We start from the raw sequence: 23,278 nt of genomic DNA, 5'->3' as shown, positions 1-23,278 counted from the left end.
TATGATCAGAGGAAATGAACGTTTCTTAAATCAAATAACTGCTTTATGCGATATAGCAGCCATTCATTTTGCCTTTTTTATTGCTTGGTGGATCAGGTTCGTATCCCCATTTGCAACAGACGGTGGACACTTACCGATGTCTAATTATTACTTGTGGGCAATTGTTTATATGGTTGTTGCTATAGTAATAGGTTATAGTGTTTCATTGTATTCTTCCAAGAGAAAGAAGAAGTTTGCTCATGAGTTGATTCGAATCGCTCAAGTTCATATGATGAGTATTATGATTCTGTTAAGCTTTTTGTTCCTTGTTAACTCAGTTCATACTTCTCGTACGTTTTTGTTTCTCTTTGTCGTTAGTAGCTTTACAATCATCGGACTCTATCGTTATGTCATAAAAGTGAGCTTACGTCATCTGCGTAAAAAGGGTTACAATAAGCAATTTGTTTTAATTGTTGGTGCGGGTAGTGTTGGAAGGTACTTTGCTGATAAGATTAAAGAACGTCCAGATATGGGGCTTGAAGTCGTTGGCTTTTTAGATGATTTTGTTACAAAGCATGACGAAGAACATGCTCACTATCAACCTATTAAAGGTAGAATCAGTGATTTAGAAGAAATTTTAGAGAAAAAGCCAATTGACGAGGTTGTTTTAGCTCTACCATTAAGTGCCCATGAAAAGTACAAAGAGATTATTGAAATATGTGATAAAACCGGAGTTAGACTTTTAATTATTCCGGATTATTATGATGTACTTCCGGCTAAGTTAACAGTTGATCAACTACAGGACATTCCATTGATTAACGTTAGGGATGTACCACTTGATGAGATTCGTAACCAAATGGCCAAAAGAGCATTTGATGTGGTCTTTTCAATAACAGCTATTATTATTACGTCGCCTATTTTGCTAGCAATTGCCCTTGGAATTAAATTAACATCAAAAGGGCCAGTTATTTTTAAGCAAGAACGAGTTGGATTAAATAAAAAGACATTTACAATGTATAAATTTAGATCAATGGTTGATTTACCTGAATCTGTTTCAAATTCAAAATGGACAACAGAAGATGATCCACGTAAGACGAAATTTGGAACGTTTTTAAGGAAGACAAGCTTAGATGAATTGCCTCAGTTTTTCAATGTGTTAAAGGGTGATATGAGTGTCGTTGGACCGCGTCCAGAAAGAGTGTTCTTTGTGGAGCAATTTAAAGAGGAAATTCCTAAATATATGGTTAAGCATCACGTGCGTCCAGGTATCACGGGATGGGCACAAGTAAATGGTTTACGTGGAGACACCTCTATTTTAAAACGAATTCAATTAGATTTATTTTATATAGAAAATTGGACGTTCTTATTTGATATAAAGATTGTCTTTAAGACGATTATTAATGGCTTTGTTAATAAGAATGCATATTAAAAAAGAAGAGAAGGGGAGATCCCTTCTCTTCTTTTTCTCTATTAAGAGGGTTGCTCAAAGACGTAAAAAAATAAGTTATTTTGATTAGCTTTTTCTATTTAATTAGGAAAAATGTGAAATATATTCAGACATGTAATGAGGTGATTGCGAAGTATAGTAGATCAAGGTATGATAGTCTTCTGTGGAGGGGATATTGTGAATCGAAGAAATTTCTTAGTTAACTTTTTACTTTGGATCTTATCGTTCTTTTTCGGCTATAAAGTCGGAAGTGCACACGGTTCTGGTTTAATTATAGATAAAGAGGAATCAAACGAAGACTCTATTTCTGTGCAAATGGACAACCTCTCTAAAGAGGTAAGTGGAATTGCAACAGATGTGAATGATCGTGGGATTAATGTTAATAAGTTTAGTCACCTTGTCAAAAAGAATACAATTAATCCTGAAGATTGGGATTGGGCAGATGCGTTTCAAGCAGCGCTAGACACAGGACATAACGTGTATGTCCCTCAAGGGAAATATCGCATCCATAAAAAAGAATTACTTATAACGACCCAAGGGCAGAAACTATCTGGAGCTGGTATGGGGTCGAGTCATGGTCCGAGTGGATTACAGAACCATCAACCAACAACGGAACTGGTGTTTAGTGGAACCGGGGAACGTTATGTGAAAACGAGACGTCTTCCTAGAGAACGTGCAAGTGATCCACAAGACAAACCGTTATCTACGGCTATTAACATTCAAAATGATGGAGTACAAATTGAAGATTTATGTATTAGACTTCATTGCGATTATAGAAATGACAGTCCTAAGAATTTAGGAGATGATTGGGACGTTGGGATTTTCATTGGAACACGTGCGCAAATTAGGCGAAAAAATGTTAGAGTGTTAGGCTATTGGCGTGTAGCGGGGATTTATTATGATGTGACGAGAGGGATGGATTTGCCTGAGTTCACAAGTCCTAATGGTGTCACTTTCCCACGAGGAGGAATTAGGTCTTCCGTAGATCAATCCTTTATAGAAAATGATTATGTAAGAGGGGGACGAAAAGCCCTATTTATAGCTGGACCTATTCTTACATCGAGCGGGAAGTACTATGATCAAAAGTTAGGAAAGCTCATCGATGATCGGCGTGGGAGAGCGGGAGCAGCTGATTTCCACTCACTAAATTCTACGTATTGGGCAGCTGATCACCATAGCCAAAGAAGAATGTATGATCCCGTTTATCCGTTAGACTTTGAAAAAGAGAACCTAGACGAAATTCCAGCGAGTGTGGTTATTGATGGGGTCGGTGCGGCTGTCGGTGAACAAATAATGAGAAGGTTACTTTTCACCAATTGTCGAATTAGAACCTTTGAAGCAGTCAGGATTGGGTTAGGGCGTGTCGCCGAGTTACGCTTTATCAATTTACACACGGAAACGGGAATGGATCAAGTATACGATACGAAAGGAAAAGCCATAAATCAAGAAGACCTTGACTATGAAACTGGTAATAACTATGGGCCTATCGCAGTGAAAAAGACAACTGTAGACAGAAACCAGTGGTCTATTTTCATTAATGGGATTAATCAGCGAAGTCCGATGCAAAAATGGTTCAAAGATGTTGTACCGAGCTATGAAATAACAGGACAAGCCCACGAGGCTAGAAGTGAGTTTAATGCTGTGATTTCAAAGAGGGTCCATTCGAGCAATATTTATTCAAACAGCATTCATGTACCCAATCATTCAAGTAATTTATTCTCAATAAGAGAAGCGAATAGTGATAATATGATGCTATTTACTGACAGTGGTGTTAGTGTCTATCGTAATTTTAGAGGCTATCACGACAACGTATTTAATTTAGGATCCGCTAGTCAACGATGGAAACAAGTCTTTTCAGCAGATCCCGTTATCAGTACATCAAATAGAGAAGAAAAAGCAGAGATTCGTGATATTCCAGATAAAGTATTAGATGCTTGGTCTGAAGTAAACTTTTGTCAGTTCAAATTTAAAGATGCAATTGAAAAAAAAGGAAACAAAGCACGTATTCATATTGGGATCATCGCACAAGATATTCATAAAGCCTTTAAAAATAACGGCTTAAATGCGTTCGATTATGGTTTGCTATGCTATGATGAGTGGGATGATAGATATGAAGACATTGAAGAAGTTCAAATAACCTATACTGAAGATGGGGAAGAGATTCAATCCCTTGTAAAAACCGGGGAGAAAAAGCTAGTCCAAAAGGCAGGATCAAGGTGGAGTGTTCGCTTTGATGAGTGTCAATTCTTAGAAATGGCCTTAATGAGAAGAGAAATGAAAAAACTAAGATCTTCACGCTAAACGTATAAAAAGCTGTTCCAAGGTACTATACCTTTAGAACAGCTTTTTCTTTTATATTAAGAATCTAACCCTAAATGACTACGTAAATTAGAGCTTACACGGTATCTTTCTTCATCGGAAACGAGTAGGTAATAAATACCATTAATGGTTGTTCCACTCCCGTTTATTTCCATTTGTTCAATCGAATGTCTAGCATTTCGATAATTAGATTGGACCTTCCACATATCTTCTAGTGTTAAATCCGTACGAACCGAATTGCCCACTACATTTAGCATATCTCCAGCTCTTGTAATAGAACTAATTTGCGCAGCTTCTTGAATAACAGCTTCAACGATTTGGCGTTGACGATCATTACGACCAAAGTCACCACGAGGGTCATCTTTCCTCATACGAGAAAACGCTAAAGCAGAATCACCATCTAAATACAGTTCCCCGACAGGGAAATGATGACGACTACCATAATTAAACTCTAAGTCATTTGTCACAGCCACTCCGCCAAGAGCATCAATGATGCCTGTGAAGCCTTCCATGTTAATACTTACATAGTGGTCAATTGGAATATCAAGCAAATTTTCTACTGTATCAATTGTCATTTGAACACCGCCAAATGCATAAGCATGATTGATTTTATCATCATGTCCTCTTCCGATAATCTCAGTACGAGTATCTCGAGGAATACTTAACATTTTAATGGATTCATCATTCGGGTTAACAGTCATGACAATGAGTGTATCAGAACGTCCAGAGTGATTATCTCCACGAGAATCAACACCAGCTAATAAGAAAGAGATAGGATCTTTCTCTTCAACTTTGACCTGTTCTACACGTTTACTAGACTGTTCACGCTCTAGTGGTTCATGGATTTGTGAAGCAGTTTCCGTAACAGAATTATATATATAATAACCATATGCTGCAGTAGCTAGGAACAAAACTCCAAATAATATGCCAAAAGTAACGAGTATTTTCTTCTTCAATGAATCCGCCTCTTTCTATAGTCAGTAATAATTGCAAAATAATGTATAGGATTACATTTGCTATTATAAGTGAGTATATAGATAGGGGCAATACAAAAGTCGACAGAAACTTATGGAATCTATAACTTTCATACTATAGATTAGATAATGATTTGGTAGGTTTGACGTAATTAGGTCAATCTTCTGTTTACATACCTACTAATAATATGTAACATATATAAAGATAATTGCTCTATCTTTTGTTATAGTAGAAGTAAGATATTCCATCTTTTGAAGAAAGTTATGATGGTTAATCAAGTCTTAAAGTAGTAAGATTAAGACTGTAAAATTTGTCATAAGGTGCTGCTAATTGTGAAATCACTATCAGAGATTTGGGAACATAAAGATTTTATTTTAACGCTATCAAAAAGAGACATCATAGCAAAATATAAACAATCATTATTAGGAATATTATGGATTATCTTACAACCACTAGGGCTTATGATTGTACTAACGGTTGTATTTTCCCTGTTCGTAAGGTTACCGAGTGAAGGGCTGCCATATGCTCCTTTTTTATTTGTGGCGTTGTTGCCATATATGTATTTAAATAGTGCAGTAAATGCTTCAACAAAATTAATTAATAGTTATGCTGGATTAATAAGACAAAGGAATTTCTACCGTCCATCTTTGGTCTTTATTAAATTCATATCTGAATCGGTAAACTTTGGTTTTGCACTTATTGGATTATTGGTTGTATTACTTTTCTATCAAATATTCCCGGGTGTGAATGCTCTTTATGCAATACCTATTTTAGCTATTCAAATGCTTCTAATCCTTGGTGTTATGTTCTTCTTATCAGCTACGAATGCATACGTACGTGATGTCGGGATGGTTGTCCCATTAGGGGTTCGGATGTTGCGTTATTTATCGCCTATTATGTATTCGTATCATGCGATTCCAATCCAGTATCAACCATACATGGCTCTTAACCCATTAACAGGGATATTTGATGGCTATAGACAAGCACTATTGCATAACCAGCCACCTGATATGATGTTATTGCTGTACTCGTTCGTTTTTAGTCTGATTGTCTTTATTATTGGTTGGGTAACTTTTATGAAGCTTGAAAAGAATTTTGCTGATGTCGTATAGAAAGAGTGATATCATGAGTGATTGTGTAATCCGAGTTGAAAACGTTGGAAAGTTATATCCGAAACAAGTGACAAAGCTCCATACCTTTAGGGAGAGATTATTAAAGAAGAATCAAGACTTTGAAGGGCAATGGTCTTTAAAAGATGTTTCTTTTGATATAAATGCGGGTGAATCCGTTGCGATACTAGGTGGAAATGGATCTGGTAAAAGTACTCTATTAAAAGTAATCCTTGGAGTAACAGCTCCAACAACGGGTTCGATTACTGTTGATGGGACAATTGGCGGCCTAATAGAGTTAGGAGCAGGCTTTCATAAGGAGCTATCAGGTAGAGAGAATATTTATATGAATGGTGTTGTCTTAGGTCTGAAAGAAAAGGATATTGACTTAATTATAGATGACATTATTGAATTTGCTGAGCTAGAGGATCATATTGATAAACCAATTAAACAATACTCTTCAGGAATGAAAGTAAGGCTTGGTTTTTCTATCGCTATTCATGTAAATTCAGATATTATTTTACTGGATGAGGTTCTAGCTGTAGGGGACAAGCGCTTTAAGAAAAAAGCGATGAATGCGATTAGAAAGTACACCAAAGGTAAGACGGTTATTTTCGTATCTCACAGTGCGCATCAAGTCAGAAGGTTATGTAAAAAAGCGATCGTGTTAGATAAAGGACAAATCGTCTATATGGGCGAAACAGAAAAAGCTATTGAGTTTTATGAAAATAAAGTTGTTGATGGATTAGAATTAGCGAAATAAAAAGGAGAGCCAAATGCGGCTCTCCTTTTTACATTCCTATGATTTATTCATCATTTTCACTCTCAGTCTCAGGCGACTTTTCAGCAAAAACAGCTCGTACATTCCGATTACTGTTCATGGAAATAGAAACTGTCTCACTTCTTCCTGATACATCGCCTTCCCAACGAACAAACTCCCAACCATCTGCAGGTGTAGCTGTTAATGTTACTGACGTTCCCTCTGTATGAGTAGAACCACTGCGGTCGGTACTGATCGTTCCGCTACCGCTTGTTGCGGTAGAAAGTGTGAATTGTTTTGGTTCTGGCTTTGGCTCAGGCTCAGGGTCTTCCTTAGCAAAAATAGCTCTCACTGTCTTATTGCTATCCATTGTAACGGTAGTCGTTCTAGATGTCCCACTTGCAGCACCTTCCCAACGAACAAACTTCCAACCGGAATTAGGTGCAGCAGTTAACGACACGCTCGTACCGCTCTTAAATTGGTTGCCAGATTGGTTCTTGGTTATTTGTCCCCCTTCAGCAACGCTTAACGAGAGCGTATAAGTTGGTGTCTGTGGCTGCGGTTGTGATTCGGTTTGCTCAGGTCTAGATTCAGGTCTAGGTTCAGGTTCAGGTTCAGGTTCTGGCTCAGGCTCATTTTGAACAAAGACTGCACGTATCGATTTGTTGTTGTCCATTGTTACTGTGATACGTTCATTAGAAGATGTTTCGGAACCTTCCCATCCTTTGAACGTCCACCCATTACTAGGGCGGGCTGTTAAAGTGACCGTATCCATATGCGAATAGGTTGAAGCGAGTGAGCTTCTAATAATCTGTCCTTCTCCTGATAGATCCAAGGCTAATGTGTGAGTTGTCTCTTCTTCAAAGATAGCGCGAATGTTAAGACTCTCTGTGATTGTTATAGTAGAAGGATTTGTCTCTCCCTCTAAGTCGCCTTCCCAACGAACGAACTTCCAACCCTCATGAGGCTGTGCCTCAATCGTAATCTCAGAATCGGGAGGAAAGGATTGTTGGTCAGGTGAAACGACGACATTTCCTTGTCCTGTTATTTCATAATCAACGATCTTATTTTCTCCTTCTACAACAAAGCGAACCCTCTTGATGAAATCCTCATACCTAATTAGTAAAGTTGTTCTTCCTTCTTCTAAAGCGGTAAAGACTGTTTCGAGTCCTTCTGTCGTATCGAGTTCCCCTATTTCATTGTCCATAGACCATTCTGGATGGAAGTCCATCGGTTCTCCATCGGCATCAAATCCTTCAATGGATAATGATAGGGTTTGTCCAATTGCTAATGGATCAATTTCCTCTGGTGTAACGATAATCTCTTCTAATACTTGTTCTTGAACTTCAAGCTTTCGTTTCTTAGTAAAGTCGCCGATATGAGCTGTTACAACCGTTTCCCCAAGCTCATGGGCCAAAAATTCAACATCATCACTATCTTCCGTATCTTCAATCGTTCCAACGGACTCATCTTCCACACTCCATTCTGCTGAAAGGGGAATCGTTTCACCAGATTCCTTCTCCCAAGTTAATGATAATGTTCGACTATAACCAGGCTGTACAAATCTTCGAGACTTGATTCTAATCGATTCATCTAGTGATTCGTATGTAGCTTCTAATTCAGAGGAGTTTGTCGCTGCAACTCCATCGTGTAGGACCGCTAATGCTTCGATCACTTTCTCTTGATTAACATAAAGAGTTGATAAGTATGAGTAAAAACTCTCTTCCGTTGAGCGTAACTCAATTCCTTCTAAAAGTGTTCCCTCCGCTTCATCCCAATAAGATAGGGCGATATAGCTTTCGGCAAGACCGAGTCTCGCGTTCACATTTAAAGGGTCTAATTCCAATGCATTAAGATAAGCTTCAATGCTATTCTCATAATCCTCTTGTTCAAAGTGTTCTTTTGCGATTTGTAACTGCTTAGTTAAATTGTCTGATTGGATGGCATTGACAGTATAAATACCCATAAGTGAAATGACGACAATACCAGACACAATCAATAAGATAAACTTTTTGTCCATTCTTTGAGAGACACCTCATTTCCTCTTAATTCTAGTACTATTTATTATAATGAAAATACCTATTTTAGGAAAGAAGATTCATTGAAATTGTCGTTTATTGTTTGATATTGTAAGGTTATGAGAAAAAGTAGTAACAAAAATGTAAATGAATCTCTCTTTCAACTGCGTTTTTTATTGTGATAAGATAGAGTTTGTTATTAAAAAAATGAGGTGTAACGAATGAAAAATCGAATCAATATTGCTATCGACGGTCCGGCGGGCGCTGGGAAAAGTACCGTTGCCAAAATGGTTGCAGAACAACTTTCGTTTTTATATATTGATACAGGTGCCATGTATCGAACACTTGCCTATGCTGCCTTAAAAAATCAAGTTGATGGGAATGATGGAGCAGCGTTAAAAGAGCTCCTTGATCAGATGAAGATTCAGTTAGTTAATGAAAAAGAAGGAACAAAGGTCCTGTTAAATGATCAAGACATCACAATGGACATTCGTACAGCGGAAGTGAATAAGCAAGTGCCACTTGTCGCAAGCCATGAAGCAGTCAGACTAGAAATGGTTGAGCGTCAACGAGTTCTAGCAAATGAAGACAATTCTATTTTAGATGGTCGAGATATTGGTACACACGTATTACCAGATGCTGAAGTGAAAGTGTTCCTAACTGCTTCTGTCGACGTACGTGCGGAACGCCGCCATGAAGAGCAACTGAAAAAGGGCATGCTTTCTGACTTAGAAGAGTTGAAAAAAGAGATCGCTAAGCGAGATGAGTTAGATTCAACTAGAGCGGTTGCACCTTTACGTAAAGCTGATGACGCAATTGAGATAGACACGACGTCATTAACGATTCCTGAAGTCGTAAGCGCGATTATCGATTTAGTGAAGAAGCCAGTATCGCGATAGTAATAAAAAGCAGAATGAAAACCAATCCGGTTACTCATTCTGCTTTACCTTTTAATTATCTAATTGTAAATGCTCACGTAACTCACCACGAACACGCGCTAACTCATCATCAGGAACAATTAAATAATAAATTCCATCAATCTGTGTACCGTCGCCGTGGATTTCCATTTGCTCGACATTATGCCGAGCATCACGATATTTAGATTGAATTGTCCACATACCATCTAAATCCAAATCGGTTCTTACAGATTTACCGACCTCACTCAAAATACTTCCAACTCTTGTTATAGAACTTATTTGTGCACCTTCTTGGATCACAGCATCAACAATTTGACGCTGTCGATCATTCCGACCAAAATCTCCACGTGGATCATCGTAACGCATTCTCGAGTAAGCTAGAGCTTCCTCACCATTTAAGAATAGCTCTCCTTCAGGGAACGAATGTCGACTATAATCAAAAGCAAAATCATTATAAACCGTTACTCCGCCTAGAGCATCAACCAAGCCTTGGAACCCTTCCATATTGATACTCACATAATGATCGATTGGAATATCAAGAAAATTCTCAACTGTATCCATCGTCATTTCAACACCGCCAAATGCATACGCATGGTTAATTTTATCAACTGTGCCTCGTCCAACAATCTCCGTACGTGTATCACGCGGAATACTTAACATTTTAACCGATTGATCTTCAGGGTTTACCGTCATCACTATGATCGTATCAGATCTACCAGAATGGTGGTCTCCTCTAGAGTCTACCCCGGCAATTAAGAAAGATATCGGTTCTTGATTTTCGACATCAACTTCTTTTTCTCGCTTCTCCGTGACACGCTCAATCGGTTCGTGGATTTCTTTAACCGTGTCAGTCACAGATTTATATAAATAAAAACCGTAAGCAGTAGCTGCTAGAAACAATACACCGAAAATAAGACCCAGTGTAATGAGTGTCTTCTTTTTCATGTTTGAATGCCTCTTTCCCTTTAAAATTGGAATTACCAAAAAACTAGTATAGATTTCTTATGTAATTATAGATAAATTGTAAGTAAGGAGCAATAAGTATCAATAGAATTATACAGTTTTTGGAATGAACTTTTTAATTTGATATATACAAAAGGATTTCACTAAAAATGTAATAGTGAAACTAGAATTGTGGATTACTGAGTGCCTGGAAGATACGACGTAGTATAGCCGTATATCCGGTGTGATAAATTAATTCCCTTACAAGGATATTAGTATTTTCCAAATAACTAGTATAGATTCCCTATGAAATGTTGGTTACATTGTAACTGATAAGTAATAAAAATATCTACAGAAACTGACAATCTGTGATATAATCCTCAGTATTGCAGTTTAAAATATTAGGAGGTCAATTACCAATATGGAAGAAACGATTAGTTTAAAAGAGATCTTTCAAACGTTAAAAAGACGTATAAAGCTTCTCATCATTATCCCTGTTATTGCTGTATTAGTTAGTGCGCTTGTAAGTTATTTCTTATTAACACCAATATATCAAAGCTCTACGCAAATTCTCGTCAACCAAACTCAACAAGATCAAACGTTTAGTCAAAATGATATTCGAACAAACGTTGAACTTATAAATACTTATAACGTCATCATTAAAAGCCCAATTATTTTAGAAAAAGTCATTGAAGAAGCAAATCTATCCGAGTCAGTTGGAGCGTTAAATAGTAAGGTGACTGTCGGAAGTCAAAATAATTCGCAAGTAGTTAACATTACTGTTCAACACGAACAACCATCAACGGCTGCTCACATTGCTAATACAATCGCTACTGTATTCCAACGTGAAATTGTTTCAATTATGAACGTGGATAATGTAAGTATCCTTTCTCAAGCTCAAGTAAGTGATTCGCCTTCACCGATTAAGCCAAACCCGGAATTAAATATAGCGATTGCTTTTGTTGTTGGGTTAATGGCTGCAGTTGGACTTGCGTTCTTGCTTGAATTCCTCGATACAACGATGAAGACGGAAAAAGATATAGAGGATACTCTTGACCTTCCTATACTAGGTGTCGTTGCAGCGATGGATGATCAAAAAGTTGGGAAAAAAGGAAAGAGAGGGGGAGCAAAACGTGTCTCGTAAAAGTAAAAACACACATACAAAGTTACAGCGTAACCTAATTACAGAATTAGGGACTAGCTCACCTGTCTCTGAGCAGTACAGAACTCTACGAACGAACATTGAATTTTCTGCGGTAGATAAAGAAATTAAAACAATTTTAGTTACATCAGCAGGACCGGCAGAAGGAAAGTCAACGACAGCTGCAAACCTTGCTGTTGTCATGGCTCAAAACGGAAACTCAGTTCTGTTAGTAGATGCCGATTTACGAAAACCTACAATGCACTATACATTTGGGGTCTCGAACATGCGTGGGTTAACGAATGTCATCACGAAGCAAGGAAGTTTAGAAGAGGTAGTGCAAGAAACGAAAGTGGAGAATCTTTCCCTTTTGCCTTCTGGTCCGATCCCTCCAAACCCAGCTGAGTTATTAAACTCGAGAATGATGGGTTTAATCTTTGAGCGTGCAAAAGAGATATTCGATACAATTATCATTGACTCCCCACCTGTAATGGCGGTAGCCGATGCTCAAATTTTAGCGAGTAAGTGTGATGGTACGGTACTTGTTGTTTCAAGCGGAAAGACAGAACGAGAAGATGTAAAGAAAGCAAAAGATCAGCTTCTTAATTCGAAAGCAACCATCCTAGGTGCAGTATTAAACAATAAGAAGATTGAATCAGGAAGCTATTATTACTATAGCTCAACTTCAAATTAAATAGTTTCGGATCTAGAGGTTACTGAAAAGGCAGATTAGCTAATCAGTAACCTCTGTTTATAGTAATGATCGATAATTTTTGTCAGTTTGAGGAGGGGAACGAATGATTGATATTCACTGTCATATCCTACCTGGTGTAGATGATGGACCGAAAACCGTTGAAGAAAGCTTGAAATTAGCTAGATTAGCAGAATCAGAAGGGATTACGAAAATCATTGCGACACCTCACCATCAGCATCCTTCTTTTGAGAATAGCGGTTTCTCTGTCATTAGAGAAGTAGAACAATTGAATCATAAACTGAAGGAAGCAAATATTAATATAGATGTGATTCCATCCCAAGAGGTTCGTTTGCACGGTGCAATGATTCGATATTTGGAATTAGGGGATGTTCTGCCAATGACACCAGGCAGTTCATATATTTTAATAGAATTCCCTTCAAATAGTATTCCTCATTACACATCAAGATTATTTTATGATTTGAAACTACAAGGTTATACACCGATTATTGCACATCCGGAACGAAACAAAGTGTTGGTAGAAGATCCTGTGATGCTTTTTGACTTCGTCAAAAATGGGGTTCTCACGCAAATAACCGCTGGGAGTTTGACAGGTCACTTCGGGAAAAAAGCAATGAAATTCACTGAGCAATTACTAGAATCTAACTTGACTCATTTTCTAGCTTCAGATGCACATAATTGTTATGAGAGACCTTTCTTATTAACTGAGGCTTATGCTGCAGTAGAAGAGCTATTTGGGATTGATATGGTGTACCATTTAAAAGAAAATGCAGAGTTGCTTGCTAGTCAACAGCATGTTCAAGTCTTGCCTCCTGAGCCAATTAGAAGAAAAAGACGTTTTTTTGGTTTGTTATAAGACCTAAGAACCGATATTTTAAATGAAGCCAATTTACTGGCTTTTTTTTATGACTATTTTCATAGCGCTTTCATAGAGGGAACTACGAAAATTGTCGAATGATAGGGTACGGAACTTGTTGAATTATGTATCTTAAACAACTACAATGATAAAGTGTAATCCATAGTGTTATTGCTTTTGTAACAAGGCTTCGTGATCACTCAAAAACCGAAAAATTGGAAAAGATAATTCGACAAAATGTATGTTACGATAGATAACAGACTAACAAGGTTACACTAATGAATAATATCTAGATCTTTTAGACCATTCTAAGTTGAAGATAACTTTATCATAGTGACTATAGTAAAAAAGACAGAACAAGAGCATCTACATACCTCTTGTTTCTTTTATTGCAAAGGATATGTGAAACTATGAAAAATCTTGATGAAATGCCAAAATCAATAAAGAAAGCAATTCGTTATATAAAACAAGATGCACCAGTAGAGAAACTTGAAGCGATTCAGATGCTACTGCAACAAGCGATAGAAACGAGAAAACAAGAAGACACGCGTTAAAAAACCAAAAAGAGACTTGGCAATGTCTCCTTGCCGTTATCGCTGGAGGCACTCGATCACGCTGTGGGTTCTAAAGAACCTTAGACGCAATTGTCGTCACTGGTGTGGTGTGAGGAGGGGTTAGATGCCTCTTATTTTTATAAATTTAGTTTATGTGAAGCCTTAAGCTACTAGTCTTACAATTAAGTCTAATAGCTTAAGGCTTTAATAGTATTCAGGATAAACAAGTTACAGGGGGTAAATAAATTGAAAAAAGTTAGAAAAGCGATTATTCCAGCAGCAGGGCTAGGAACGAGATTCCTACCTGCAACAAAAGCGATGCCAAAGGAAATGCTTCCAATCGTTGATAAGCCAACGATTCAATACATTATCGAGGAAGCTGTCGAGTCTGGAATCGAGGATATTATTATTGTTACGGGTAAAGGAAAGCGTGCGATTGAAGATCACTTTGATCATGCATTTGAATTAGAACAAAACTTAATTGAAAAAGAAAAATTTGCTCTATTAGATAAAGTACAAGCAGCTTCAAAAGTTGATATTCACTATATCCGTCAGAAGGAACCAAAAGGATTAGGACATGCTGTCTGGTGTGCTCGGAAGTTTATTGGGAACGAGCCATTTGCTGTTTTACTTGGTGATGATATCGTTCAAGCTGAGACGCCATGCACGAAGCAATTAATTGATGTGTATAACGAAACAGGTTCTTCGGTTATTGGTGTTCAAACTGTACCAGAAGATCAAACACATCGGTATGGGATTGTTGATCCGATTTCGCAAGAGGGCAGAACGTATCAAGTGAGTAACTTTGTTGAGAAGCCGAAGCAAGGTACAGCACCGTCCAACCTAGCGATTATGGGTCGTTATTTGTTAACACCGCAGATTTTCTCTCTACTAGAAAGCCAAGAAACAGGTGCAGGGGGAGAAATTCAATTAACAGACGCCATTCAACGTTTAAATGAACAACAGTATGTCTATGCATATGACTTTGAAGGTGAGCGTTTTGATGTTGGGGAGAAGTTTGGTTTTGTATTAACGACGTTGAAGTTTGCTTTGCAAAATGATGAGTTAAGTACACCGTTGCTTAATGAGATGGAAGAGCTTCTTAAAAAGAGTAAGTTGACTAACTAATTTTGAAGAAGGGGATCATTACTTTCCCCTTCTATTTTACTGTTAAGGCCTAAATAAAGCCTTAACCTATGATTCTTCAAAGACAACTCAGAGGGATAATAGCTTAAGGTTTTATACATTACGAACGGTTTTTTTATAGAAAGGGGAACATTACATGTCATATCGAAAACGAATAGCTGCTTTGATGATGGTCGATTCAGTTATTGTGCTAACCGCAATCTTTATTAGTCATTTCTTATTACTTCCGCTAGAAAATCCTTTTACGGTCGTCCTATTTGTTAGTGCGATTACATTACTTATTAGCCATCATCTATTTGCAGCTAAGTACAAGCTTTATAAAAAAGTTTGGCAATATGCGAGTATGTCAGAGCTAACTGGAATCTGTAAAGCTGTGACGTTCTCAGTGGTTGTAACGGGAGCTGTCCAACTCATCTTCTTCCAAGATATCGCTCTACGAACACTAGCGATTACGTGGATGATGCATATTCTTTTTATTGGTGGTTCGCGTTTTTCTTGGAGATTATATCGAGACCACTATATTCAACCAGCAAAAGGGAAAAACAATACATTGATTATCGGTGCCGGCGCAGCAGGTACAATGGTGGCTAGACAGCTTCAGCAAAGCCAAGAATCTGACTTAACTCCCGTTGCGTTTATTGACGATGATATAAATAAGCAACATTTAGAAGTATTAAATCTACCCGTTGTCGGTGGGTTCCAAGAAATTGTATCCACAGTAGAAAGATTAAAGATTGAACATATCATTATAGCTATCCCTTCCCTAAGTAGAAAAGAATTAAACACCATTTTTGAAGAATGTTCAAAAACAAAAGCAAAAACACAAATTCTCCCTCGTATTGAGGATATTATGTCTGGAAAAGTTTCCGTTAACCAATTCCGTGATGTAGAAGTTGAGGATTTACTAGGACGTGAGCCTGTTGAACTCGATGTTGCCGGTATTGAGAAGTATGTAAAAGGAAAGACCGTACTTGTTACGGGAGCAGGCGGGTCAATTGGATCAGAGATTTGCCGTCAGCTATCCATTTTTGAACCAAAAGAGCTCGTTTTACTAGGACATGGTGAAAACAGTATTTATTCGATTGAAATGGAATTACGAAGAACGGTACCTGAGTTAAATATCTCAACTGAAATTGCCGATGTACAAGACCGAGATAAAATGTTTTCGATTATGGCGAAGAGAAAACCACATGTTGTTTATCATGCTGCTGCTCATAAGCACGTTCCATTGATGGAGCGTAATCCGGAAGAAGCAGTTAAGAACAATGTGATTGGAACAAGAAATGTTGCTGAAGCAGCAAGTGAAGCTAAAGTAAATACATTTGTGATGGTTTCAACGGATAAGGCAGTTAACCCAACAAGTGTCATGGGAGCGACAAAGCGAATTGCTGAGATGGTTGTCCAGCATATGGATATGATTAGTGATACTAGATTCGTAGCTGTTCGCTTTGGGAATGTACTTGGTAGTCGTGGGAGTGTCATTCCTTTGTTTAAGCAGCAAATTCAAAATGGTGGACCGCTGACGGTAACCCATCCGGATATGGTTCGTTATTTTATGACCATACCTGAGGCTTCTCGATTAGTATTACAAGCTGGGGCACTTGCTGAAGGTGGAGAAGTGTTTGTGCTTGATATGGGTGAGCCGGTGAAGATTGTTGATTTGGCTCGGAACCTTATTAAGTTGTCGGGTTATACGGAAGATGAGATTCCGATTGTGTTCTCTGGGATGAGACCTGGGGAGAAGATGTTTGAGGAGTTGCTTGGTGCGGATGAAGTGCATAGTGAGCAGGTTTATCCGAAGATTTACAGAGGTAAGACACCTGAGGTTAATATTAATGTGACTTATGATTTGGTGGAGAGGTTTGAGGACCAGGATCGTGAGCAATTAAGATCAGAGTTATTGGATATAGCCAACTTTAGGGTGGATGAGTTAAGGGTTTTAACTGGAATCAAATAAACGATATAATAATAGGGTATTTAAAAAAGGGGCAATAAGTTAAGCCCCTTTTTCTTTTGAAAATTACTCGATTTAATAAAAAAGTGTTTAGTAGATTAGTAGTTCATTGGTAGTTAATAAATAATCCAGTTAAGTATTAAACAACTAAGCATTACAACTGATTGTATCAAAAAAGTTAAAACGAAATGACTTAATTCTTATAACTTTAAAGAGGCATAACATGATGGAATGGAGTCTAAGTAATGAATAACAACCTTCTTATCATTGGCGCAGGGGGACATGGGCAAGTAGTTCAAGATATAGCAAGTGCAATGAACCAATTCGAAAAGATAGATTTTTTAGATGATAATTCAAGTTTAGCAATTGGTAAATGTGATAACTTTAATGAATATATTAATGAATACTCATATGCCTTTGTAGCTATTGGAAACAATGAACAGAGAAAAGTTTGGAGTAGTAGATTGATTGCAGCAGGTTTCAAACTTCCTGTGTTGATTCATCCTACGTCATATAAAAGCCCACTGGCGAAAGTTGGGATTGGTTCAGTTATATGCGCAAAGGCTGTAATCAATACGAATGCAATAATTGAGAATGGATGCATTATTAGTATTGGTGCATTAGTGGATCATGACAGTTTGATTAGTGAATACTCACATATTAATTCGGGTGCAATTATTAAAGCTGGTTGTATAGTAGAAAACCTTAAAAAGGTTGAGGCCGGAATGGTGTTTACAAATAAAAGGGAATTAGAAGAACATAAATTAGAAGTTGGAGTGTGAAACAATGTATTTTAAATTTAAAAGATTAATAGATATTGTACTTTCACTAATTGGGATGGTAGTTTTATCTCCTATTTACTTAATACTTATTTTAGCAATTAAATTAGAATCAAAAGGTCCGGTGTTATTCAAACAAAAACGAGTGGGTATTAACAAAACTCACTTCAACATCCTAAAGTTTCGTACTATGAGAATAGATACACCAAAAGATACTCCAACCCATCTTTTGAAAAATCCAGACCAGTTTATTACAAAGGTAGGTAAGTTTCTTAGGAAAACATCATTAGATGAATTGCCTCAAATCTGGAATATCTTTGTTGGTCAGATGAGTATTATTGGTCCGAGGCCAGCGTTATGGAATCAGTATGACCTTATTGAAGAACGGGATAAATATGGGGCAAATGATGTACCACCAGGGTTAACAGGGTGGGCCCAGATCAATGGTAGAGATGAGCTTCCGATAGAAGAGAAGGCTAAGTTAGATGGTGAATATGTCGAAAGAATTGGATTGAAGATGGATATGAGATGTTTTTTCGGTACGATTGTTAGTGTGGTTAAGAGTGATGGTGTGGTTGAAGGTGGAACGGGTTCTAAAGAGAAAGAGAAAAAAACAAGGGAGTCCATGTAACAATGAAAAGAATCTTAGTTACCGGAAAAAATAGTTACATTGGGAACCAATTTGAAGAATGGGTCAACCAGTATAAAGACCATTATATGATAGATAAAATTAGTGTTAGAGACTTAGAATGGAAGGACACTGATTTCTCAGCATACGATACAATTTTACATCTTGCTGGAATTGCTCATGTGTCACGCGATCCTAAGATGGAAGAGTTATACTATAAGGTGAACTGTGACTTGACTATAGAGTTAGCAAAAAAAGCAAAATCAGAAGGTGTAAAACAATTTATTTTCTTGAGCAGTATCATTGTTTATGGAGAGAGTTCGACGACAGAGAAAGTAATTAACCGTAATACGGTCCCCATTCCTAGTAATTTCTATGGAAATAGTAAGTTACAAGCGGAAAGAAAAATCAATGAATTAGTAGATGATAATTTTAAAATTGCTATTATTAGGCCTCCAATGATCTACGGTAAGGGATCTAAAGGAAACTACCCTAAACTAGCAAAGGCTGCGTTGAAAGTGCCTTTCTTTCCTGACATTGAAAATGAAAGAAGTATGTTGCATATTGATAACTTGTGTGAATTTATTAGAATTATTATAAATAATAAGGAAGAGGGATTGTTTTTCCCACAAAATAATCAGTATACAAAGACAAGTGAGCTTGTGAGATTGATTGGTGAAGCGCACGGGAAGCAGGTTAAACTTACGAAAGTTTTTAACCCTTTAATAAAACCTCTTATTGGAAGGGTAGAGATCCTCAATAAGTTGTTTGGAAATTTAAAATATGACCATGAGATCAGTGGTTACAAAGATGACTATATCGTTAAAAGTTTTGTAGATAGTATCAAACATACAGAACATTAAATTTATCTACAAACTATGTGTTCTTTTTAGGGGGCTTAAAATGAATCCAGAAGTTACGGTTTTAATGAGTGTTTATAACGATAAAAAGTATTTAGTGGAAAGTATTGAGAGTATCCTAACCCAATCATTTGAGAATTTCGAATTCCTTATTATTGACGATGCGTCTAACGATGGAAGTTCTGCGATACTTGAAACGTATGCGGAAAAGGATGAACGGATCAAACTAGTTAAAAATAAAGAAAACAAAGGATTAAGTTACAATTTAGCTGAGGGAGTGAATATGGCTCAAGCTCCTTGGATTGCACGAATGGATGCAGATGATATTGCTTTTACGGATCGACTAGCGTTGCAAATGGACTATATAAAAAACAACCCTAATACTGACGTGGTCGGAAGTTATGTAATAGATATTGACGAAGATGGGAATGAAATTGAATTAAGAAAAGTACCAACCTCTCATGAGAAGATATCTAAATTAATTTGGACTTGCCCATTTATCCATCCTTCAGTTCTATTTAAAAAAGAAGCGGTTAAAAGAGCTGGCTCCTATGATAAAAATTTAAGGCGACGTCAAGATTATGATCTATGGTTTCGGTGTCAGGAAGCAAATCTTAAGTTTCAGAATTTAGACAGAGCTTTACTTTATTACAGGTCAACAGATGAGTATTATAAGAAAAACAATCTGAAAGTTCAATTTCAACAAGCCGCGATGGGATTTCATGGTATTAGAAGAGTTAAGGCATCTCCGTTAGCTTATATAGGAATTACAGTTGCTTTTCTAAAGGGGATACTCCCGAGTAAAATTAGAAAGCCTATGAATAGACTCTTAAAAAGAGTAGACCCTAGGAGGGCTTAGATGCTATCAACAAAAGATATACTGTCTAGATAATATTTAATTTATTAATTATTACTTAATTAATGCTTATTAGAAATTAGTTATTTTATCAGTGGTTAATCCGAAGTTAAAATTTTTACTATATTAAAGGTGATTTAGCATGAATATATTATATGTATCAAAATTGGAAGGTCACAAGTGGCAAGGTCCAAATCAAAGTGTTCCGAACCAAATTGCAGCACAATCAAAATATGATAATGTATTTTGGTATAATATCAATGAGGTAAAGAAAGATGAATGGACAGATAGAATAAATTGCTATAACCTTAAAGACTATCCAGAGAAAAAACTCGAAGCTCTTCCTGCCCCTTTTAACAAACCTGATTTAGTAGTTTTTCAAGGTGCTTATGAATACCCTTTTTGCAAATTGGTTTATGATGTATGGAATGCTGAAACACCATATATTGTTATACCTAGAAGCGCTCTAACAGCCCAGGCACAGTATAAAAAAAGGATAAAAAAAGCTGTGGGCAATGTTTTATTTTTTAATAAGTTTCTTAAGAAAGCAAGTGCAATACAATATCTAACAAATAATGAGTTAAAGGAATCTGGTTTAATGTGGAATGAAAATGCAATTATTATTCCCAATGGCATTGAAATAAAAAAAGAAACTAGAATTTTTGATAATGATCCTAAAAAAGTAGGAGTTTTTATTGGTAGAATAGACCCTTACCAAAAAGGATTAGATTTACTAATTGAAGCCTGCTCACAGATTCGTGAAGAATTATTATCAGAGGGATGTTTGATAAAATTATATGGACCAGATAGATATAGTTTAAAAGATGATTTAATAAAATCAGTGGAGGAAAAGAACCTTCAGAGCATTATTTCATTTCATGATGCTGTTTTTGATAAAGAAAAAGAGAAAATTCAATTGGAAGCAGACTTTTTTATACTCACATCCCGTTTTGAAGGGCACCCAATGGGATTAATTGAGGCACTCTCTTACGGATTACCGTGTTTTGCTACCGAAGGTACTAATATGAGTGAGGAAATTGAAGGCGCAAATGCAGGGTGGGTTGCAAATAATACTGTTGAATCAATAAAGATGGGTCTGTTAAGGTTGCTTGCAGAAAATTGGAGGTTTGAAGATAAAAGTAATGCTGCAAAAATACTGGCTAGAAAGTATGATTGGAACGCATTAGCTAAAGAGACCAATCGGCGATATAATTTATTGATTAAATAATAAAATTTAAAAATAAATTCGTAGAAGAAAAAAATTCCTTAATTTGGAAGTGGAGTAATGTTTTTTTATTTTGTATTAGCATTAATAGTAGGGGTTTTTGCTGAATTATCCGTAAAGACAAAATCAAAAGTTGTGAAGGTATTAAGTACTTTAGTAGTGATAATTTTACCTTCATTTTTCTTTGCAGTGAGATTTGGTATAGGAACAGATTACTTTTCCTATTTAAGAATCTTTGAGCGAATCAACAATGGAATTGAAAGTAGAATGGAATGGGGTTATTTCACTCTAAATTACCTTGTAGCTAAATTAAATGGAAACATAGAGATTGTTTTTTTTATAACTGCAATATTGATGATGGCCTTCGTTTTTTATTCGATAAAAAGTTTTAATAATTACTTCAGTACTGGTGTCTCAATGTTTATTTTTATGCTGTTATATTATCAAATGTCATTCAATACTGTAAGACAAGCTTTAACGATGGCGATTATTTTATATAGTATTAGATTTATAACTGAAAGAAAATTATTGAAATTTATCATTCTTGTTATTTTTGCTTCAAGTTTCCATATTTCAGCTTTATTATTTCTCCCTATTTATTTTATTTACGGCATTATTGGTAATAAGAAAAGGAAATTATTTCGTTATTCTTTATATATTTTGATATTAATTATAATATTTAGTTTAGGTAATCTTATTTCCCCTATACTAAACTCGAGTGGGAATTTAGAGTATTACAGCAAATATCTTGAAAATGAAAACACTAATGCTGGTTTAGGTTTTATAGTTAGGAGTCTTCCTTTTATTGCTTTTGGAGTTTATTTATTTAAAAAAGATAAATTTAACAGTAAATTTACAATATATTTTTCAATTTATATGTTGAGTCTTTTGTTGAAATTTACTAGCTTTATTGGTGCTGACTATATTGGTAGAGTATCTTGGAACTTTGAGATAGTACTCATCATTCTAATTCCGTATTATATAAGGCTTCTAAACAAAAAAAGAGAATTATTTTTTAGTTGGGGTTTACTATGTTATATAGTTATTCATTGGTGGTATATCTATTTCTATATTGGAAGCCACGGCACGTTCCCTTATCAATGGATATATAGTAATTAAAATGTTACATCAAAGTGACAGGAGGTTGAAAATATTGAGTGGAATTCCATTTTTTAGTGTTGTAATTCCTACCTATAATCGTTCAAATTTGTTAAAAGAAGCTATTGATAGTGTACTAAACCAATCTTTTAATGATTATGAAATTATAGTAGTAGATGATTATTCAACGGATGATACAAAAAAAGTTATTTCAGGTTATTCAGATAATAGAGTAAAGCTATTTATGAATGCAAGAAGTAAAGGTGGAGGAGGGGCACGCAATACAGGTATCTATAATGCTATGGGAAAATGGGTAGCTTTTTTAGATGATGATGATTATTGGCTACCAAATAAGTTAGAACTCCAATATCAAAAGATACTTAGGTTAGAAGATGACGTAGCAATATTATATAGTGGATACTCAAAATTCGACTTTGAAAATAATGAAGAAATTAGAAGGTTTTATCCTCAAAAAAGAGGATATATTTATAATGATCTTCTATACAAGAACTATATTGGTACATTCAGTACAATTGCAATTAGAAGAAATGAGTTATTGGAAGTTGAGGGCTTAGATGAAGTTCTAGAAGCACGACAGGATTTGGACTTATGTATAAGGATAGCAAAGAAAAATAATGTAGATTTTGTTAATGAATGTTTAGTAAGGTACAGATTTTCCAATGAAGATAGAATAACCCTTAATACAAAGAAGCGCCTACAAGGGAATTTGAAATTTGATAATAAATATATTCGTAAGCAAAAAGATGTTTCATTGAAACTAAAATGTTGTTCTAGTGCAAGGATCTTTGCTTTTGCTCTTATAGAAAGTCGATGGGATTTAGTTTTTAAGCATCTTTTAGGTGTCTCAATTTTACCTTTATTAGACATTAGGTATTTTCTATCAATAAACAAAATTATTTTGACATCAATAAGGAAATAATAATGATAAAAGTTTAATATCAAACTTTTAATATACACAGGATTCAATATATTAATAAACTAA

The 23,278-nt window shown here is 36.1% G+C and carries 21 protein-coding genes; 18 read left to right on the top strand and 3 right to left on the bottom strand.

The features are described from left to right. The first annotated feature begins 1 nt into the window (after position 1). The gene (locus tag SAY88_RS00410) at positions 2-1,408 is read left to right on the top strand and encodes an undecaprenyl-phosphate glucose phosphotransferase (RefSeq protein WP_332628485.1); all 1,407 of its coding nucleotides are present in this window, start codon (positions 2-4) and stop codon (positions 1,406-1,408) included. Between the two features lie 195 nt (positions 1,409-1,603). Further along, entirely contained in the window at positions 1,604-3,727 is a 2,124-nt protein-coding gene (locus SAY88_RS00405) for a tail fiber domain-containing protein (RefSeq protein WP_332628484.1), read from the top strand. Positions 3,728-3,783: 56 nt separating this feature from the next. Here the strand turns inward: SAY88_RS00405 and SAY88_RS00400 are convergent, their stop codons facing one another. Beyond that, positions 3,784-4,701: an LCP family glycopolymer transferase gene (locus SAY88_RS00400; RefSeq protein ID WP_332628483.1), complete on the bottom strand. Its 918-nt coding sequence runs from the start codon at positions 4,699-4,701 to the stop codon at positions 3,784-3,786. Positions 4,702-5,052: 351 nt separating this feature from the next. On the opposite strand from SAY88_RS00400, the gene SAY88_RS00395 reads away from it, so the two are divergent. Both SAY88_RS00395 and SAY88_RS00390 read left to right on the top strand, forming a co-directional pair. Further along, complete coding sequence (locus SAY88_RS00395; RefSeq protein ID WP_332628482.1) at positions 5,053-5,832, top strand: ABC transporter permease; 780 nt, start codon at positions 5,053-5,055, stop codon at positions 5,830-5,832. Positions 5,833-5,845: 13 nt separating this feature from the next. Further along, positions 5,846-6,592 (top strand): ABC transporter ATP-binding protein, encoded by a 747-nt coding sequence (locus tag SAY88_RS00390; protein ID WP_332628480.1) that lies wholly within the window; start codon positions 5,846-5,848, stop codon positions 6,590-6,592. Positions 6,593-6,635: 43 nt separating this feature from the next. On the opposite strand, the gene SAY88_RS00385 is transcribed toward SAY88_RS00390, so the two are convergent. Then, entirely contained in the window at positions 6,636-8,609 is a 1,974-nt protein-coding gene (locus SAY88_RS00385; protein ID WP_332628479.1) for an InlB B-repeat-containing protein, read from the bottom strand. Positions 8,610-8,828: 219 nt separating this feature from the next. On the opposite strand from SAY88_RS00385, the gene cmk reads away from it, so the two are divergent. Further along, complete coding sequence (gene cmk / locus SAY88_RS00380) at positions 8,829-9,506, top strand: (d)CMP kinase (protein WP_332628478.1); 678 nt, start codon at positions 8,829-8,831, stop codon at positions 9,504-9,506. Between the two features lie 51 nt (positions 9,507-9,557). Here cmk and SAY88_RS00375 read toward each other — a convergent pair whose 3' ends face one another. Next, positions 9,558-10,469 (bottom strand): LCP family glycopolymer transferase, encoded by a 912-nt coding sequence (locus SAY88_RS00375; RefSeq protein ID WP_332628477.1) that lies wholly within the window; start codon positions 10,467-10,469, stop codon positions 9,558-9,560. Between the two features lie 418 nt (positions 10,470-10,887). Between SAY88_RS00375 and SAY88_RS00370 the strand changes: the two genes are divergently transcribed. The 13 genes from SAY88_RS00370 to SAY88_RS00310 all read left to right on the top strand — a co-directional run bounded on the left by SAY88_RS00370 (position 10,888) and on the right by SAY88_RS00310 (position 23,215). After that, complete coding sequence (locus SAY88_RS00370; protein WP_332628476.1) at positions 10,888-11,610, top strand: YveK family protein; 723 nt, start codon at positions 10,888-10,890, stop codon at positions 11,608-11,610. Further along, positions 11,600-12,301: a CpsD/CapB family tyrosine-protein kinase gene (locus tag SAY88_RS00365; RefSeq protein WP_332628475.1), complete on the top strand. Its 702-nt coding sequence runs from the start codon at positions 11,600-11,602 to the stop codon at positions 12,299-12,301. Before SAY88_RS00370 ends, SAY88_RS00365 begins: the two co-directional genes overlap by 11 nt. A 103-nt stretch (positions 12,302-12,404) precedes the next feature. Beyond that, positions 12,405-13,175: a tyrosine-protein phosphatase gene (locus SAY88_RS00360; protein WP_332628474.1), complete on the top strand. Its 771-nt coding sequence runs from the start codon at positions 12,405-12,407 to the stop codon at positions 13,173-13,175. Between the two features lie 410 nt (positions 13,176-13,585). After that, positions 13,586-13,729: a hypothetical protein gene (locus SAY88_RS00355; protein ID WP_332628473.1), complete on the top strand. Its 144-nt coding sequence runs from the start codon at positions 13,586-13,588 to the stop codon at positions 13,727-13,729. A 246-nt stretch (positions 13,730-13,975) separates the two neighbouring features. Continuing rightward, positions 13,976-14,857: a UTP--glucose-1-phosphate uridylyltransferase GalU gene (gene galU / locus SAY88_RS00350; protein ID WP_332628472.1), complete on the top strand. Its 882-nt coding sequence runs from the start codon at positions 13,976-13,978 to the stop codon at positions 14,855-14,857. Between the two features lie 154 nt (positions 14,858-15,011). Further along, positions 15,012-16,832, top strand: coding sequence for a polysaccharide biosynthesis protein (locus tag SAY88_RS00345; protein WP_332628471.1), 1,821 nt, complete (start codon positions 15,012-15,014; stop codon positions 16,830-16,832). Positions 16,833-17,074: 242 nt separating this feature from the next. Next, entirely contained in the window at positions 17,075-17,611 is a 537-nt protein-coding gene (locus tag SAY88_RS00340) for an acetyltransferase (protein WP_332628470.1), read from the top strand. Between the two features lie 4 nt (positions 17,612-17,615). Next, a complete protein-coding gene (locus tag SAY88_RS00335) occupies positions 17,616-18,239 on the top strand; it encodes a sugar transferase (RefSeq protein WP_332628469.1) in 624 nt (207 codons plus the stop codon). A gap of 2 nt (positions 18,240-18,241) precedes the next feature. After that, positions 18,242-19,099 carry an NAD-dependent epimerase/dehydratase family protein gene (locus SAY88_RS00330; protein WP_332628468.1) on the top strand — a complete coding sequence of 286 codons (858 nt, stop codon included), beginning with the start codon at positions 18,242-18,244 and terminating at the stop codon, positions 19,097-19,099. A gap of 40 nt (positions 19,100-19,139) precedes the next feature. Further along, entirely contained in the window at positions 19,140-19,955 is an 816-nt protein-coding gene (locus tag SAY88_RS00325; RefSeq protein ID WP_332628467.1) for a glycosyltransferase, read from the top strand. 139 nt (positions 19,956-20,094) lie between these two features. Continuing rightward, positions 20,095-21,180, top strand: coding sequence for a glycosyltransferase family 4 protein (locus SAY88_RS00320; protein ID WP_332628466.1), 1,086 nt, complete (start codon positions 20,095-20,097; stop codon positions 21,178-21,180). Positions 21,181-21,237: 57 nt separating this feature from the next. After that, positions 21,238-22,296, top strand: a complete 1,059-nt coding sequence (locus SAY88_RS00315) for an EpsG family protein (RefSeq protein ID WP_332628465.1) — start codon at positions 21,238-21,240, stop codon at positions 22,294-22,296. Between the two features lie 34 nt (positions 22,297-22,330). Next, entirely contained in the window at positions 22,331-23,215 is an 885-nt protein-coding gene (locus tag SAY88_RS00310) for a glycosyltransferase family 2 protein (protein ID WP_332628464.1), read from the top strand. Positions 23,216-23,278 lie beyond the last annotated feature (63 nt).

Origin of the sequence: Halalkalibacter flavus, from assembly GCF_036663575.1 — a bacterium.
Taxonomy (GTDB): Bacteria; Bacillota; Bacilli; order Bacillales; family Bacillaceae_D; genus Halalkalibacter; species Halalkalibacter flavus.
The sequence above is the reverse complement of the archived record's forward strand: the minus strand, read 5'-3'. Positions and strand labels throughout refer to the sequence as shown.

Coding starts and splice junctions, on each gene's coding strand:
- SAY88_RS00410 (WP_332628485.1), top strand. CDS start 2: ATGATCAGAGGAAATGAACGTTTCTTAAATCAAATAACTGCTTTATGC.
- SAY88_RS00390 (WP_332628480.1), top strand. CDS start 5,846: ATGAGTGATTGTGTAATCCGAGTTGAAAACGTTGGAAAGTTATATCCG.
- SAY88_RS00385 (WP_332628479.1), bottom strand. CDS start 8,609: ATGGACAAAAAGTTTATCTTATTGATTGTGTCTGGTATTGTCGTCATT.
- cmk (WP_332628478.1), top strand. CDS start 8,829: ATGAAAAATCGAATCAATATTGCTATCGACGGTCCGGCGGGCGCTGGG.
- SAY88_RS00375 (WP_332628477.1), bottom strand. CDS start 10,469: ATGAAAAAGAAGACACTCATTACACTGGGTCTTATTTTCGGTGTATTG.
- SAY88_RS00370 (WP_332628476.1), top strand. CDS start 10,888: ATGGAAGAAACGATTAGTTTAAAAGAGATCTTTCAAACGTTAAAAAGA.
- SAY88_RS00360 (WP_332628474.1), top strand. CDS start 12,405: ATGATTGATATTCACTGTCATATCCTACCTGGTGTAGATGATGGACCG.
- SAY88_RS00355 (WP_332628473.1), top strand. CDS start 13,586: ATGAAAAATCTTGATGAAATGCCAAAATCAATAAAGAAAGCAATTCGT.
- SAY88_RS00345 (WP_332628471.1), top strand. CDS start 15,012: ATGTCATATCGAAAACGAATAGCTGCTTTGATGATGGTCGATTCAGTT.
- SAY88_RS00340 (WP_332628470.1), top strand. CDS start 17,075: ATGAATAACAACCTTCTTATCATTGGCGCAGGGGGACATGGGCAAGTA.
- SAY88_RS00335 (WP_332628469.1), top strand. CDS start 17,616: ATGTATTTTAAATTTAAAAGATTAATAGATATTGTACTTTCACTAATT.
- SAY88_RS00330 (WP_332628468.1), top strand. CDS start 18,242: ATGAAAAGAATCTTAGTTACCGGAAAAAATAGTTACATTGGGAACCAA.
- SAY88_RS00325 (WP_332628467.1), top strand. CDS start 19,140: ATGAATCCAGAAGTTACGGTTTTAATGAGTGTTTATAACGATAAAAAG.
- SAY88_RS00320 (WP_332628466.1), top strand. CDS start 20,095: ATGAATATATTATATGTATCAAAATTGGAAGGTCACAAGTGGCAAGGT.
- SAY88_RS00315 (WP_332628465.1), top strand. CDS start 21,238: ATGTTTTTTTATTTTGTATTAGCATTAATAGTAGGGGTTTTTGCTGAA.